General features: G+C 38.8%; 16 protein-coding genes. 7 read left to right on the top strand and 9 right to left on the bottom strand.

The features are described 5' to 3' along the window. Positions 1 to 11: 11 nt before the first annotated feature. Positions 12 to 1376 (bottom strand): alkaline phosphatase, encoded by a 1365-nt coding sequence (locus FXF70_RS11795; RefSeq protein WP_148780289.1) that lies wholly within the window; start codon positions 1374 to 1376, stop codon positions 12 to 14. A 354-nt stretch (positions 1377 to 1730) separates the two neighbouring features. On the opposite strand from FXF70_RS11795, the gene FXF70_RS11790 reads away from it, so the two are divergent. Together FXF70_RS11790 and bcaP are read left to right on the top strand one after the other, a co-directional pair. Further along, positions 1731 to 2561 (top strand): C40 family peptidase, encoded by an 831-nt coding sequence (locus FXF70_RS11790; protein WP_008348987.1) that lies wholly within the window; start codon positions 1731 to 1733, stop codon positions 2559 to 2561. A gap of 456 nt (positions 2562 to 3017) precedes the next feature. Further along, positions 3018 to 4418, top strand: coding sequence for a branched-chain amino acid transporter BcaP (bcaP, locus tag FXF70_RS11785; protein WP_008348986.1), 1401 nt, complete (start codon positions 3018 to 3020; stop codon positions 4416 to 4418). A 45-nt stretch (positions 4419 to 4463) separates the two neighbouring features. Here the strand turns inward: bcaP and FXF70_RS11780 are convergent, their stop codons facing one another. Genes FXF70_RS11780 through FXF70_RS11770 form a run of 3 tightly spaced genes read right to left on the bottom strand, consistent with a single transcriptional unit; the run spans position 4464 to position 6284 of the window. Beyond that, a complete protein-coding gene (locus FXF70_RS11780) occupies positions 4464 to 4754 on the bottom strand; it encodes a hypothetical protein (RefSeq protein WP_008348984.1) in 291 nt (96 codons plus the stop codon). After that, positions 4742 to 5800 carry an anti-sigma factor gene (locus tag FXF70_RS11775; RefSeq protein WP_017366923.1) on the bottom strand — a complete coding sequence of 353 codons (1059 nt, stop codon included), beginning with the start codon at positions 5798 to 5800 and terminating at the stop codon, positions 4742 to 4744. Before FXF70_RS11775 ends, FXF70_RS11780 begins: the two co-directional genes overlap by 13 nt. Beyond that, a complete protein-coding gene (locus FXF70_RS11770) occupies positions 5793 to 6284 on the bottom strand; it encodes a sigma-70 family RNA polymerase sigma factor (protein WP_008348979.1) in 492 nt (163 codons plus the stop codon). The genes FXF70_RS11775 and FXF70_RS11770 overlap by 8 nt, the downstream gene beginning before the upstream one ends. A 386-nt stretch (positions 6285 to 6670) precedes the next feature. On the opposite strand from FXF70_RS11770, the gene FXF70_RS11765 reads away from it, so the two are divergent. After that, entirely contained in the window at positions 6671 to 7273 is a 603-nt protein-coding gene (locus FXF70_RS11765) for a lysophospholipid acyltransferase family protein (protein WP_017360344.1), read from the top strand. Positions 7274 to 7312: 39 nt separating this feature from the next. On the opposite strand, the gene FXF70_RS11760 is transcribed toward FXF70_RS11765, so the two are convergent. Together FXF70_RS11760 and FXF70_RS11755 are read right to left on the bottom strand one after the other, a co-directional pair. Next, the gene (locus tag FXF70_RS11760; RefSeq protein ID WP_007497105.1) at positions 7313 to 8644 is read right to left on the bottom strand and encodes a hemolysin family protein; all 1332 of its coding nucleotides are present in this window, start codon (positions 8642 to 8644) and stop codon (positions 7313 to 7315) included. A 58-nt stretch (positions 8645 to 8702) separates the two neighbouring features. After that, positions 8703 to 9143: a MerR family transcriptional regulator gene (locus FXF70_RS11755; RefSeq protein ID WP_076821966.1), complete on the bottom strand. Its 441-nt coding sequence runs from the start codon at positions 9141 to 9143 to the stop codon at positions 8703 to 8705. A 335-nt stretch (positions 9144 to 9478) separates the two neighbouring features. Here FXF70_RS11755 and FXF70_RS11750 point away from each other — a divergent pair, with 335 nt between their 5' ends. Further along, positions 9479 to 10861, top strand: coding sequence for a hemolysin family protein (locus FXF70_RS11750; protein ID WP_017360343.1), 1383 nt, complete (start codon positions 9479 to 9481; stop codon positions 10859 to 10861). 90 nt (positions 10862 to 10951) lie between these two features. Next, entirely contained in the window at positions 10952 to 11344 is a 393-nt protein-coding gene (locus FXF70_RS11745) for a hypothetical protein (RefSeq protein WP_017360342.1), read from the top strand. Here the strand turns inward: FXF70_RS11745 and crcB (FXF70_RS11740) are convergent. Genes crcB (FXF70_RS11740) through FXF70_RS11730 form a run of 3 tightly spaced genes read right to left on the bottom strand, consistent with a single transcriptional unit; the run spans position 11341 to position 12824 of the window. Further along, positions 11341 to 11706: a fluoride efflux transporter CrcB gene (gene crcB / locus FXF70_RS11740; protein ID WP_148780288.1), complete on the bottom strand. Its 366-nt coding sequence runs from the start codon at positions 11704 to 11706 to the stop codon at positions 11341 to 11343. The two genes, FXF70_RS11745 and crcB (FXF70_RS11740), sit on opposite strands and share 4 nt — an antisense overlap. After that, a complete protein-coding gene (gene crcB / locus FXF70_RS11735; protein WP_148780287.1) occupies positions 11707 to 12108 on the bottom strand; it encodes a fluoride efflux transporter CrcB in 402 nt (133 codons plus the stop codon). Continuing rightward, positions 12108 to 12824 (bottom strand): glycerophosphodiester phosphodiesterase, encoded by a 717-nt coding sequence (locus FXF70_RS11730; RefSeq protein ID WP_148780286.1) that lies wholly within the window; start codon positions 12822 to 12824, stop codon positions 12108 to 12110. The genes crcB (FXF70_RS11735) and FXF70_RS11730 overlap by 1 nt, the downstream gene beginning before the upstream one ends. Before the next feature lie 306 nt (positions 12825 to 13130). On the opposite strand from FXF70_RS11730, the gene FXF70_RS11725 reads away from it, so the two are divergent. Together FXF70_RS11725 and FXF70_RS11720 are read left to right on the top strand one after the other, a co-directional pair. Beyond that, positions 13131 to 13232 (top strand): YhdX family protein, encoded by a 102-nt coding sequence (locus tag FXF70_RS11725; protein ID WP_017360338.1) that lies wholly within the window; start codon positions 13131 to 13133, stop codon positions 13230 to 13232. A 164-nt stretch (positions 13233 to 13396) separates the two neighbouring features. Further along, the gene (locus tag FXF70_RS11720; protein WP_017360337.1) at positions 13397 to 14485 is read left to right on the top strand and encodes a mechanosensitive ion channel family protein; all 1089 of its coding nucleotides are present in this window, start codon (positions 13397 to 13399) and stop codon (positions 14483 to 14485) included. The last annotated feature ends 6 nt before the right edge of the window (positions 14486 to 14491 follow it).

The following is a 14491-nucleotide window of genomic DNA, read 5'->3' as shown; positions in this document are numbered from 1 at the left end:
TGATTAGCACTTTATTGGTTTTTCAGCAGTTTGAAAATGTGTTTCGCTTGATCTGTATTTTCCATAAGCCCTTTTAGCTGCTCACTTGTTGGTCCATAAGCATAAAATGGTACTTCATCCCCTGTATGACCCGATGTGGTCCAGCCTGTATGAGACCTCGTATTAATGACTTTTTCGATGGCATCATCAATTTGAACAAGATCTTTTGTTTCAGCTGCCTTTTGAATAGAGGCGATTTCCTCTTTTGTGAAATCAAGGTCGATGTATTGTTTGAGCGCAGTCTCGACCGTCATACCCCCTACAATTTTATTTGCAATGAAATCAGGTGTCTTTTTTGCTGCTTTGACAGGCTGATAATTCCAGCTTCCCGAGCCGTCTGCCCCGAAGGAAAGGCCGCCAGTTGAATGATCTGCGGTCGTGATGACTAACGTGTTTTTATCCTTTTTTGCGAAACGAATGGCTTCTTCAAATGCTTTTTCAAAATCCTTCATTTCGCTCATCGCACTGACAATATCGTGGTCATGTCCAGCCCAGTCAATTTGACTGCCTTCAACCATGAGGAAAAACCCTTTTTTGTTTTTAGACAGCTGTTTGATGGCTGAGGATGTCATGTCTTGCAAGGAAGGAGTCGTTTTATCGCGATCAATTGCTTTATCGAGACCGCCGTCAGCAAAAATACCTAACAATTTTTGCTCTTTGTTTTTTTGTAAGTCAGCTTTATTGGTTACGTAACGATAGCCTGCTTTTTGAAATTCTTTCGTCAAATCACGATCTTTGCGGACAAAATCGATCAGTCCTCCGCCAAGCATGACATCGACTGTATGCTGTTTGCCAATTTTCTCATCGAAGAAATCATCAGCAATGGCTGCTGTGTTTTTTCTAGACACATCGTGGGCGGCATACGCAGCAGGTGTCGCATTGGTTAATTCAGATGTGACGACGAGACCAGTAGACTTTCCTTTGCGTTTTGCTTCTTCTAATACTGTTTTTAGTTTTTTGCCATTTTTGTTTACACCAATGGCGTTGTTGTATGTCTTTTGACCAGTTGCCATGGCTGTACCAGCTGCTGCTGAATCAGTAATGTTACTTTTAGAATCATCAGGGTATGTTTTATGCATGCCAGTGAGGTAAGGGTCAAACGCTGTTTGCTTGGAAAGATCACCGTTGTGTTTAAATGAGCGGTAAGTTGAAAGGTAAGGTGTTCCCATGCCATCTCCAATGAGCACGATCACATTTTGTACGTCATTTTTTGGTTTCTTTTTAGCCTCAGCTTTGTCAGCCTGTCCAAATTCAATTCCTGAAAAAATACCAATCGATAACACTGATGCGGCTGCGATTGCAGCTATTTTCGTTTTCGAGCTTTTCAACACACTCATTCATTTTGCCTCCTCATTGTTTATGTATCGCTCTCACGTTTACAATGGTAGAGCAGAAGTGTGGATTCCAAATGACAGCACCGTAAAGTTCACTTTAAAATTGTAAAGGTCCACTTTACATAGAATGAACCAAAAAGAGAAATGAATGTATGATTTATCTATGACAAGATGCATTTGTTTTGTCATGATTGTGTAATAAAAATGAAATAAAAAGAACCCTAAAAAAAAATAATTTTTGCCGAATTAATAAGCATAATGTCGTAGGAAGTCAAGACTATTTCTTCTGGTATTCGATCCTTATAATAGAAAGTAGATAAAAATTCGGATCACGATAGATACATACAGGAGGAACAAATGAAAAAACAATTGATCACAGCTGCAAGTGCAGTTCTACTTGGGACGACATTATTTGCCGGAGCTGCCTCAGCACAATCAGTAAAGGTTCAAAAAGGTGACTCTCTTTCTGTTCTAGCGAAAAAATACAAAACAACCGTGAGTAAGATTAAATCAGACAATAAGTTGAAATCTAACACGATTTATGTTGGACAAACTTTAAAAGTGAATGGTACTTCTTCAAAAAAGGTAACGAAAACATCAAAAACAACAACAAAAGTAAAAGCGTCTTCAGCGACAGCCACTCATAAAGTTGTCAAAGGTGATACTTTATCTAAAATCGGCAAAAAATATGGAATGACAGTGAAAGAGCTGAAATCGTTAAATAAACTCAAAACAGACCTGATTAAAATTGGACAAAAGCTGAAAGTGAAAAAGACATCCAAAGTGAAACCAACACCTGTCAAAGAAAAAACAGTTGCTACTTCTTCTTTAAACACGTCTAAACTCGTAGCAGATGCGAAAGCACAAAACGGTACACCATATAAATGGGGTGGAACGACACCGAAAGGCTTTGATTGCAGCGGTTTTATGTGGTATATCATTAACAAACAAACAAAGATTTCAAGACAAACAACTGAAGGTTTTTGGGGATCAATGAAAAGCGTCTCAACACCTAAAGTTGGAGATTTTGTCTTCTTTACAACCTATAAATCTGGCCCATCTCACATGGGTGTCTACCTTGGGAACAACAAGTTTATCCACGCTGCTTCTGATGGTGTGACGATCAGCGATATGACTTCAAGCTATTGGAAGCCAATTTACCTTGGCGCAAAGACATTTGTAAACTAATAATGGATCTTAAGAGACTGCTTACTAGGCAGTCTCTTTTTTTGTATATCGTTTGCGCAGCTCAATCAGTCCTTTATCATAGCTCTCTATGAGTCTAAAGGCTTTTAAATAAGCAAAAGTGAAGACAAGTTATCAAAAGAATAATTTTATTTTCACTTTATAAAAATTATATCAAAAAAGTATAATTTTGTATGTTGTATAATAAATAGAAGAAGCCAAGCTATGATTTGAATAAAGATTGAAGAAAATCTACCCTGATGATTGACAAATATTTTGTTGATAAATAAGAATTTTCACTCTATTTCGAAAAAAAGTGTTTTCATTTTTTAATTTTCATATATAATAATTTTACGCCACTAATTTATTGCGCTAAATTAAATCTAAATATTCAGAAAATAAAGTGAATTACGAAGTGGTGGCGTCTTTAGACGGATACTAAGTTTTGGGAGTGATGGTATGAGCAATTCGTTGTTTAGAAAGAAGAGCATTTCAGAGCTAATTGCGGCAACACAAGGGGAAAAAGCGTTAAGAAAGGAATTAGGTTCATTTGACTTAACGATGCTTGGTATTGGAGCGATTATCGGTACAGGGATATTTGTTCTGACAGGTACAGGCGCCGTCACAGCAGGACCAGGACTTGTTTTATCATTTGTGATTGCAGGTCTTGCATGTTTATTTGCGGCATTGTCATATGCGGAATTCGCTTCCACAGTGCCAGTATCAGGATCTGTTTATACATTTACGTACGCATCTATGGGAGAATTTTTAGCGTTTATCATTGGCTGGGATTTGATATTAGAATATATGCTAGCCGCTAGTGCCGTTTCAGCAGGCTGGTCAGGCTACTTTGTGTCGTTTTTAAATGGGATAGGGATTCATATACCGGTTGAATTAACAGCAGCACCAGGTGGTTTAAAGGGTCAAGTGACATATTTTAATCTTCCTGCATTTATTATTTTAATGATCATCACCTTCTTGCTGTACTTCGGTATTAAAGAATCAAAACGAGTCAACAACATTATGGTCATTATGAAAATTGCGGTGATTCTGCTCTTTATTTTAGTCGCTGTGAAATATGTAAAACCTGAAAACTGGACACCATTCGTTCCTTTTGGAACTTCAGGCGTGTTAAGTGCAGCAGCTCTCGTATTCTTTGCATTTATCGGATTTGATGCAGTTGCTTCTGCGGCAGAGGAAACAAAAAATCCATCCCGCAACTTGCCAAGAGGAATCATCACTTCCTTATTGATTTGTACCGTGTTGTATGTGGTAGTCAGTGCGATCATGACAGGCATTGTTCCATTTATGAACTTTGAGGGAGTATCCCATCCAGTGTCTCTTGTTTTACAAGTAGCCGGTCAAAATTGGGTGGCGGGTATTGTAGATGTTGGGGCGATTTTAGGGATGACCACGGTCATGCTTGTCATGCTGTACGGCCAAACACGTGTCATGTTTGCCATGTCTCGTGATGGCTTGGTACCAAAGGTTCTTTCAAAGGTTCATCCAAAACATAAAACACCTTATATCAATACTCTTTTCTTTGGAACATTGTCAGCATTAATGGGTGGATTCATTCCGCTTGATGAGCTGGCAAGTCTAGTGAACATCGGAACACTTTCAGCTTTCATTTTGATTTCAGTTGCTGTCATTGTCATGAGAAAAACACAGCCTGATTTACCGAGAGCATTCAGATGCCCCGCAGTGCCGCTCATTCCAATCTTGGCTATTCTATCTTGCGGACTGCTCATTTATAAGCTGGGCACCATCACATTTGTTCGTTTCTTAATCTGGCTTGCCATTGGGCTTGTTGTCTATTTCTTATATTCAAGAAAGCACTCCGAATTAAACAAAAAATAAGAGTGTACAGAAAAAGCCAGTCAAGTATGACTGGCTTTTTTAGTATTAAAAACCTAATTGAAGATCGACATCAATGGAGACGATCGCATAGACACAAACGATGACAAAAATATTCAGAACGACGCCTAGGAAACCTGGTCCAGTGCGGCCTTTTTTAATGAACAGTTCAATCACACCGAATGGAACTGCGGCCATTGCAAAAGGAAGCATTTGAAACGAATAAAATGTCACATTGCTAATAATGGCGAGGTTCAGCATGAGCAGCGATAAAATAGCGGTGCCGACCGAAATCCAGCCAAACACATTATGCTCTTTAAAAATTCTTACCAATTCCATAATTCCACCTCGCTCACTTTGGCCGTTTTAATGCGTTTTGTCTTCACAAATTTCTCTATTTCTTTAGAAGGACCTGTGACAACAGAACCGTAAACCGTGACACCATTTTGATTGATGTAGCGTATTCGGTTAGAGAGGTCAAGTTCAGGTCTGCCAGAGATCGTTTTTGCCCAGGATGGATGCTGGTTGACATAGGCGAGGGCATCTTTGAACTGATCAACCTCTGTTTTTGATGTGTGCTGAAGCTCTTTTAAAAATTCAGAGTCTTTCCCGGGAAAACCGATTGGACGCTGATTTCCACTTAATGAATCTTCTGTTTTTATCGCATTCCAAAGCACTTTCATATCATATTTTTTAGAAAATGAATACACGTCTTTCGGTGTGTATGCTTTGTCATAGGATACATACACTTCACTCACTGTTCCTTCAGGTAACTTGTCTAAAGTGGTGAGTGTTTGTTTTTTAGATGTATCTGCCTGCGACGAAGGGTGCGTAAAGAAATCCTCCGTATTACGTGCGCTGTCGCCATAATAAGAGATCGTAGGCTGCTTTAATTTATCGAAAAACATTTCGATTTGTTCACTACCGATGGCTTCTGTTTTATTGCCAATTTGTTTTTGCAGCTTAAGTTCTGTGTTCATACCAAACAGTTTGACTTGCCCTTTTAAATCCTTCATATCAATGGCGACATTCGGTTTTGTTAGGGCGACTGTTACAGCGGCCGTTTCCATAAAATGATTGCCTTTACTGTCTGCTCCGCCAACGCCGTAGTATAGATAACTACCTAGTGTACAAAGCGGTAAAATAATCAGTGTAGATATGACAGCAAGCACAGAAATACGTAAATAGGACTTTCTTTTTCCGTATTGTAAAATGGCTTTTTGTTTTTCAGGACTGATGGAGAAGTCTGTCCAATCTGAGTCATTCAGTTCTTGGCTTAAGCGTTTTTCATTTTCTTCGAGCTCTTCTTCAAACGCCATCATTTCTTCTTCGTTCATCTCGCCATTATTATATTGTTCCCATCGCTTATTAAACTCTTCATTCATCATTAACACCTCTGTTATATAGTGCTTTTAGGCGCTGCCTTGCACGAAATAAAACACTTTTAAAATTTGCTTCAGTAATATTCATGACCTTGGATGCTTCTTTGTAATTCAGTTCTTTTAAATAATACAATGTCAACGCTTCCTTGTAGTTATCTGGAAGCTGCTCCAAATACATGTTGAGGACTTCTTTTATTTCAATCTGTTCAGCAGGACTTTGTACAGACGTTTGTAAAAGGCCGCCAATGAGATCATCCGATATGGTCACTTCTTTTTTATGTTTCCTGACATAATCAATAAAAGCATTTCGTGCCACCTGAAATAACCAAGGTTTCACTTTGCTATGGTCGTAGGAATGAATATGTATATAAGCACGCATAAAGGTTTCCTGCAATAAGTCCTCTGCCAAATGTTTGTCTTTTGTCATGGAGAGCAGAAACCTGTAAACATCGTTCATATACATTTGATAAATTTCATCGATCGTCACTGATTTTTCTCCCCTCTATGTTATACACGCATAAGAAAGGCATAAAGTTGCACGAAACTTCTCATAGGCCGTACATTACTCATCTCTTTCACCGAATCAAAATCATTTCTCCTTATCATAGCGAAATTTGCATCATTTATAAAGTGTTTTCAATAGAACAAATCAGGAAAAAAACTCAAAAAACGACAATTTTGGACACATTTCTTCCTCTATTCTCTCCTAAAAACACATACTTGAATACAGAAAGAGCGGTCATCTTAAGTGAAAAGATGATTTTAGTGAACCGTCTCTATTTTATCAGCAGGAGAAAATTTTTAGTACCAGGTAATAAAAAATTTGTTATAATAGAAACAAATCCTTCATTCTTCAAACAAAGGAAGTGCACTATGTATAAATTTTCAGGCTATACCGTCAAAGCATTTTTTGCTCTCCGAGGCGGAATCAAAGTATATCAAAAAGAGAATCTGCCAACAGACCGGGGGTTTGTCATTGCTTGTACGCATGAGGGTTTTGTGGATGTTCTTGCATTAGGCGCAGGAATTCTTCCGTTTGAGATCCACTACATGGCGAAAAAAGAATTGTTTGCAAATAAATGGATCGGCGGATTTTTAAAGAAGATTCATGCTTTTCCAGTTGATCGAGAGAATCCTGGGCCAAGCAGTATTAAAACGCCTATTAAATTATTAAAAGAGGGGAAAATCGTTGGGATTTTTCCAAGCGGAACACGTACAACAGAAGATGTTCCTTTAAAAAGAGGGGCCGTTACGATTGCGCAGCTCGGCAAATCACCAATCGTTCCAGCAGCGTACAAAGGACCTTCTAATGCAAAAAGCCTTTTTAAGAAGGGGAAAATGCGCTTAATCATTGGTGAACCGATTGAGCTGTCTGAATTTGATCATCTGCCGCCAAAAGAAAGATTAGGTGCGATGACAGAAGTATTAAACACAAGAATCAAAGAACTTGAAGCTAAGTTAATCGAAAAGGGATAAAGAAAACGACCACTTGCTAAGGCAAGGGTCGTTTTTTTCTTAAGAAGCGCCTTCTTCAGCTGCTTCTAATAGTTGTTCGTTTAGTTTTTTGACTTCGATGTATGCCACATGGTGTCCATCGACTTCATTAATGATAAATTCATAGCCTTGTTCACGAATCGCGTCATTTTTCTCGACTTCATATTTTTGTGTAAGGAACCAGCCGCCGATTGTGTCGACTTCTTCGTTATCAAGCTGAATACCTAGTAGCAGGTTAACTTGATCTACAAGGACCTTTCCATCAAAGATATAGTGGTCTTCTCCCAGTTTACGCACTTCGTTGATTTCATCAATATCGAATTCATCACGAATCTCACCGACGATTTCTTCAAGGATGTCTTCAACTGTTACAAGTCCTGCTGTACCGCCATATTCATCTGATAAAATGGCCATGTGTACACGCTCACGCTGCATTTTAAGCAGTAGATCATGAACAGGAACTGTTTCAATTACATGAATAATCGGGTTTACAAAATGTTCGATCGTATCACTTGTGGAACATTCACCACTAATACATGCAGTGAGTACTTCTTTAATATTCACAACACCGATGATGTTGTCTTTATCGCCATCTTCAATTGGATAACGTGTATATTTCTCGACCTTTGTCACTTTCAGCATTTCCTCAATCGTAATATCATGAGGGAAGCTGACGACTTCGGTACGAGGAATCATAATTTCTTTCGCCAGACGGTCATCAAATTCAAAAATTTTATTCACATATTTGAATTCAGACTGGTTAATCTCGCCGCTCTTATAGCTCTCTGATAAAATAATCCGCAATTCTTCTTCAGAGTGCGCCATGTCATGCTCAGATACTTGTTGAAGACCAAATGCTTTCGTTAATAAACGAGCAGATCCATTTAACACCCAGATAAAAGGGAACATCACTTTGTAAAAAATCATAAGCGGTCTAGCAAATAGAAGGGACACTTGCTCAGCCTTTTGAATGGCGAGTGTTTTTGGTGCAAGCTCTCCAACCACGACGTGTAAAAACGTCATAATACTAAACGCAATAATAAAAGTGACAATATGACTGGCTGATTGAGGAATCGACAGCTCTACAAATAGTGGAGCAAGCATGTGCGCAATTGTTTCTTCCCCTAACCAACCAATCCCAAGGGCGGTAATGGTAATACCGAGCTGACAGGCCGACAGATACTCATCAAGGTGAGTCGTGACGTGCTTGACAGCAACTGCTGTTTTATTACCTTCTGCAATTAATTGATCAATTCTTGAGCTTCTTAAGCGAATGATCGCAAACTCCGATGCAACGAAAAACGCGGTTAAAGCTATAAGTAAAGCAACTATGAGTAAATTCACTATGTCCAATTAAGGCCTTCGTTCTGACTTTGAGAACGAAGGTAACACCTCCTGTTTAGTAAAAATTTTAACTTAACAGCAGTAAAAATGATTGGACAGCCGTCATTTTTTCAGGAGTAAGCTGCTCTTTTAGTTTTTCACGTTGTTCTGGCTGAAGCTGCTTACAACGTGCCAAAATGCGGTCCATATGCTCATTCATCCGATCGATATCAGAGGTTAAATGGACAAGTTCGTCATGTTCTTCCTTTTGAGAAGGGAATTGTTCATCTAATCTGGATTTGATGTCAGAAAGAGCCAATCTCTGCTGTTTGCAAAGAACGATTAATTGTAATCGTTTTAAAGCATGTTCATCGTAATAACGATAATTAGAGCAAGATCTAACAGGCGCAAGCAACCCTAGATTCGTATAATAATCTACAGTTCGTTTCGTCACCTGTGCAATCTGTGCTAGTTCACCAATACGATACTTTTTCTCAGCCCCATCTGAACATCTCCTCCTAACCGTCACGTTATAGTTTATGAAAATAGTTTAATATAATTCGAGTCTGAAATACAAGATAATTGTTCAGATTTCCTGCCAATATGAAGAAACAAAGGGCATTTCCATCAATTTAGGTTGTCATCTCTAAAATACTGTAGCGATACAGGAATTTTCAGATTATTTATGGTAAGATAAAATGAATACCGTTTCATATATATGTAGAGAGACGGATTTTACGTGAACCGGAGGTGGTTAAGTGGGGCCCTCAAAGTAGTCTTATTTAATCAGTTAACCGTTTTGCAAAAGACAACATCATCAATCAGGAGGTGACTCCTTGTTCTTCTAAGAAAGAGCAAGGTTAAATGGACGATATTGTTAATCTGAGTATAGTCGGAGTTTTGATTGCTTTAACAGCTTTCTTTGTTGCATCTGAATTTGCCATTGTAAAGGTGAGAAGTTCAAGAATTAATCAGCTTGTTGCCGAAGGGTCCAAAAAGGCTATCATGGCGAAAAAGGTGACATCAAGGCTAGATGAATATTTGTCAGCCTGCCAGCTCGGTATTACAGTGACATCCCTTGGTTTAGGGTGGATCGGTAAACCGGCAGTAAAAGAACTTTTAGTTCGAGGTTTTGGTTTGACAAACATTCCTGATTCAGCAATCAGCCTGATCTCAGCAACACTTGCGTTCTCTATTATTACCTTTTTGCATGTAGTTGTTGGCGAGCTTGCACCAAAAACACTTGCCATACAAAAGGCAGAAAAAATGACGCTTTGGCTGTCAGGACCGCTGCATGCATTTTATATCCTTATGTACCCTTTCATTTATGTGTTGAACGGGTCAGCCCGTGTACTAACGAAAATGATGGGTATCGATATGGGGTCTGAAAAAGAACATTCCCATTCCGAAGAGGAATTAAAGATTTTATTATCTGAAAGCTTAAAAAATGGGGAAATCAACTCATCAGAGTATAATTATATGAACAAGATATTCGATTTTGATAATCGAATCGCAAGAGAAATTATGATACCGCGAAGAGAAATTTGTGCGATTCCAGAAGATATGCCGTTAGACGAAATACTGGCGATCATGACAAAGGAAAAGTACACACGTTTCCCCGTGTTTTCAGGGGATAAAGACCATGTCATTGGCATGCTCAACAAAAAGCAGCTCTTTGCAGATATTGTGTATCAAGGAGAAAAAGATCAACTGAAGCTTCAAGATTATATTTATCCAGTGATTGAAGTGATTGACACGATTCCAATTCAAGAGCTTCTCGTCAAGATGCAGCGCGATCGAATGCATATGGCGATTTTAACGGATGAATATGGCGGGACATCTGGACTTGTCACAACGGAGGATATTTTAGAAGAGATTGTTGGAGACATTCGAGATGAATTCGATGAAGATGAGCAGCCTGTCATTCAAAAGAGAGCGGAGCATCATTATATATTAGATGGAAAAGTGAGATTAGAGGAAGTTCAAGATTTGATCGAAATGTCATATCATGATGAAGAAATTGATACGATAGGCGGGCTAATCTTAAATGAGAACATTGATATCCGAGAAGGACAATCCATTTATCTTGATGATATTCGGATGAAGGTCTTGGAGATGGATGGACGCTATGTGAAAAAGATCGACCTGAAAAAAGGCGTCACATCATCAGAAAAAGAAAATACACGCACAGGGCTTGATATAAAAGAGCCACTGTTAGTAAATGAAATGACCTTGAGCGAAAAATAAGCTCAAGGTTTTTTTTAGGTATTTAGCCTCTTTTTTGAGAATATATGTTCGTATATAATAAGAACAAACGTTCGTGAAGGGGGGATGGACATGCTCTGGTATGAAACAGCAAGTATCACGGAGAAAAAAACCTCAATGAAACGTATTGAGTTTCATTTAAAAAATTTCAAGAACTATCAAGCAGCCATTTTAAATATTGAAAGACAGCTTGAAAAGCGAAGTTCTCTCCAACATCATCATATGGCACGTCAAAAATTAGAAGAGCAGAAAAGTCAGTATGAACTGATTGTTGCTTGTATTGAAACGGCTTTAAAAGAATTGGATGAGATAGAGCAGCAGCTCATTGATTATAAGTATTTTCGAGATTGGCGCATGGCAAAATGTGCAATCGAAATCGGCTATAGTGAGAAGACACTGTTTTTAATGAAGCGCCAGCTGATGGATCAACTGCTCATCAGCCTAGCTGCCATCACAGATATTTAAAACAGAAGTTGTCCTATTTGATATAACACCGCAAAAAGGCATAAAGAGCCGATAATTGTCACAAGTAAATAGGCAGCAAGTTTTCCTATTTGACGCTGCATCAGCATCGTCGCAGATTCTACACTAAACGTAGAGAATGTGGTAAAGCCGCCAAAAAAACCGGTTCCTATGATCACTAGTAGTGGATGATTGGACGTTACAGCGCCTGTGAGAAAACCTAAACCGGCTGCACCTAATAAATTAATGAAAATAATACTGTACGGGAAAAGGGCATGGGATGGAGTTTTCTGGATTGTTTGGCTGATGAAGAAACGACATGCACTACCGATCCCTCCAGCTACAGCTGTACAAAAAACAATCATTTATCTGCTTCCTTTCTGCTGCTTATTTTGATGAAAGAGCCGTTCAGCAAGGATCAGGCCAGCTAAAGCAGCGGCTACTCCAGCAATGACTGAGAGCAGGATGTACATCATACTTAAATTGAACTGCCCTGCCTGTAACAGAAGAACTGTCTCTTTAGAAAAGGTGGACATGGTCGTAAACCCGCCGCAAAACCCTGTTCCAATCAAAGCTGCAAGATCTTTTTTTGCTTTCTGAAATAGAAAGTATCCTGTCGCAAAACCAAGAAGCAGGCTGCCAGAAATGTTTTCAATCATCGTTGCATAGGGGAATGTCTGGCTGATGACAGCTTGGCTTAGTTCATATCTGCAAAGTGTACCAATCAATCCACCGATAAAAACGGCGAAATAAGTTTTCATCTGCATCATTTCTCCTTTTGAAAAAATAGCGGGTTATCGGTTACCACACCATCAATTGGATATTTTTTGATTCGATCCGCTGTTTTTTGATCTTTTACAGTCCATATGAATACTTCCATTCCGAATGAATGAATACGATCTATCCACCATTTATTGATCATCGTTTTCTTCATATTAAGACAATTTGCAAACGAGCTGTATGTCGTTAACTTTCGTTTCGTTAGTTTAAATGCATCAGGCTTGATAATCAAAGCTGTGCGAAGAGAAGGGGCGAATGCTTTGATTCTTTGCAGTGCATGAACATCAAAAGATTGAATGATGATATGACGAGAATAGGAAAACCGATTGATGATGCGGGCAACGGCCTTTTCGATTCCTATCTGCCGTTTTGGGTGTTTGATCTCGATCAATATCCCAATCCGCTGACTGTATCTTTCAAGAATTTCTTGTAATGTTGGAATTCGTTCATTCGTATACTGTTGGTCAAACCAGCTTCCTGCGTCCAATTTTTTCAACTGATCAAGTGTATAGCTTTTGACTAAACCGTTTCCGTTCGTCGTTCGATCAACGGTATCATCATGGATGACGACGACGTGCTGATCCATGGTCATTTGTACGTCTAATTCAATATAATCTGCTCCTTGCTCGACAGCTACATCAAACGCAGCGATTGTATTTTCTGGGGCTGCGCTTGATGACCCTCTATGTGCGATAATATACACTTGCTCCAGCTCCCTGACATAAGTTCTGGTCTTATCATATCAAATGCTTTGGTGGTTTTCCTTCTTTACTATATGGAGAAGAAGAGCGCCGTATTATCATGGAACCTCATGTACCGAAAAAGCTTGATGTATCATTTTGAAAAGTTTACAGGAATAGAGCAAGCTTTGATTGAGTAAACCTGAATTACATCAATTTTTCTTCGATCAATTTTGTCCAAATCGTCATCGTTCGTCAAAATATTAGTGCTTTCGTCATGTTGACTGAAAATTCTGATGTTTTATAATGATGAAAAGGAGGCGAGATGATTGGGTAAAGGGAGAATTAGAGTGGAAGAACGTATTAAGGCCGAAACGGATGCTGAAATGTTTAAAGCGACTCTCCTTGATCAGGCTCAGAAGAAAAAGTAGTTTGCTGCCCGTCGATATGTCTCAAGCCAAAATTTCATAATTGAACATCATGCCTCGGGATAGGTCCCGAGGCTTTTTATATAGAGGTCAGACATTTAAGAGAGGACATAAACGAAGGTTATATTATAAACTAGAGAGGATTGTTTTAAAGGAGAGAGACAGAGATGTTTACACAAAAATGGATGGATACATATTTTACAGTCGATATTGCGATCCAAATAGGCATTAGCCTTTGTATTTTATTGCTTTTTTTATTACTTCGAAAAGTATTTACGAAATACTTGTTTCACCTGCTCTTTAAGCTGACAAACCGGTCTAAAACCGAAGTCATTAACCAAATTGTCGTGGCGTTTGAAAAACCTGCGAGGCTGTTTTTTGTGGCACTAGGTTTATATTTTGCGTTAAGACAAGCCCCATACTTTGAGCACCATATGGATGTCATTGTCAAATTGTATAGATCCTCTATTATTTTGATGCTGACGTGGGGACTTTGTAATCTAACCGCAGCTTCTTCTTTCTTATTTCAAAAAGTGAATTCAAAATTTGAATTAGAGATGGATGATATTTTAGCGCCATTTTTATCAAAGGTTCTTCGTTTTATTATTATTGCACTGAGTATTAGCGTCATTGCACAAGAGTTTAATTATGATGTGAACGGACTTGTGGCAGGGCTTGGTCTAGGTGGTCTTGCTTTTGCGCTCGCTGCGCAGGATACAGTGGCGAACTTTTTTGGAGGAATTGTGATTATTACAGAGAAGCCTTTTACAATGGGCGATTTTGTAGAGACTCCAAGTGTACTTGGGACTGTAGAGGACATTACCTTCCGAAGCACAAAATTTAGAACACCTGCTGAAGCGGTGGTGACTGTACCAAATTCGACCCTTTCAAAGGAGCCGATCACAAATTGGACGAGAATGAATAAACGTCAAATTACGTTCTCCGTTCGCGTATCTTACAATACACCGAAAGAAAACATTGATAAGTGCATCAAACGTCTGAAGCAAATGCTTTATGAGCATGATGGGGTTCATAAGGAAACGATTATGGTGAATTTCGATGTGCTGGCAGACAGCTATTTAAACTTATTCTTTAACTTTTATACAAACACAACGGCTTGGTCTGAAAACCTGGATATTAAGCAGGATATTAACTATCGCATTATTGATATTTTCCATGAAGAAGGGGTAGAATTTGCTTTCCCTGGACAGACCATTTATATGAAACAAAAAGGTGAGAAACAGCTCGGTGAATAAAGGAGG

The organism is Bacillus sp. Y3, assembly GCF_008123875.1.
Lineage (GTDB): Bacteria > Bacillota > Bacilli > Bacillales > Bacillaceae > Bacillus > Bacillus altitudinis.
The sequence above is the reverse complement of the archived record's forward strand: the minus strand, read 5'-3'. Positions and strand labels throughout refer to the sequence as shown.

What these genes read in the sequence shown, in the direction of transcription:
- FXF70_RS11750 (WP_017360343.1), top strand. Translation starts at nt 9,479, where the DNA reads ATGGACGATATTGTTAATCTGAGTATAGTCGGAGTTTTGATTGCTTTA.
- crcB (WP_148780288.1), bottom strand. Translation starts at nt 11,706, where the DNA reads ATGATTGTTTTTTGTACAGCTGTAGCTGGAGGGATCGGTAGTGCATGT.
- FXF70_RS11795 (WP_148780289.1), bottom strand. Translation starts at nt 1,376, where the DNA reads ATGAGTGTGTTGAAAAGCTCGAAAACGAAAATAGCTGCAATCGCAGCC.
- FXF70_RS11780 (WP_008348984.1), bottom strand. Translation starts at nt 4,754, where the DNA reads ATGGAATTGGTAAGAATTTTTAAAGAGCATAATGTGTTTGGCTGGATT.
- FXF70_RS11720 (WP_017360337.1), top strand. Translation starts at nt 13,397, where the DNA reads ATGTTTACACAAAAATGGATGGATACATATTTTACAGTCGATATTGCG.
- bcaP (WP_008348986.1), top strand. Translation starts at nt 3,018, where the DNA reads ATGAGCAATTCGTTGTTTAGAAAGAAGAGCATTTCAGAGCTAATTGCG.
- FXF70_RS11790 (WP_008348987.1), top strand. Translation starts at nt 1,731, where the DNA reads ATGAAAAAACAATTGATCACAGCTGCAAGTGCAGTTCTACTTGGGACG.
- crcB (WP_148780287.1), bottom strand. Translation starts at nt 12,108, where the DNA reads ATGCAGATGAAAACTTATTTCGCCGTTTTTATCGGTGGATTGATTGGT.
- FXF70_RS11765 (WP_017360344.1), top strand. Translation starts at nt 6,671, where the DNA reads ATGTATAAATTTTCAGGCTATACCGTCAAAGCATTTTTTGCTCTCCGA.
- FXF70_RS11775 (WP_017366923.1), bottom strand. Translation starts at nt 5,800, where the DNA reads ATGAATGAAGAGTTTAATAAGCGATGGGAACAATATAATAATGGCGAG.
- FXF70_RS11745 (WP_017360342.1), top strand. Translation starts at nt 10,952, where the DNA reads ATGCTCTGGTATGAAACAGCAAGTATCACGGAGAAAAAAACCTCAATG.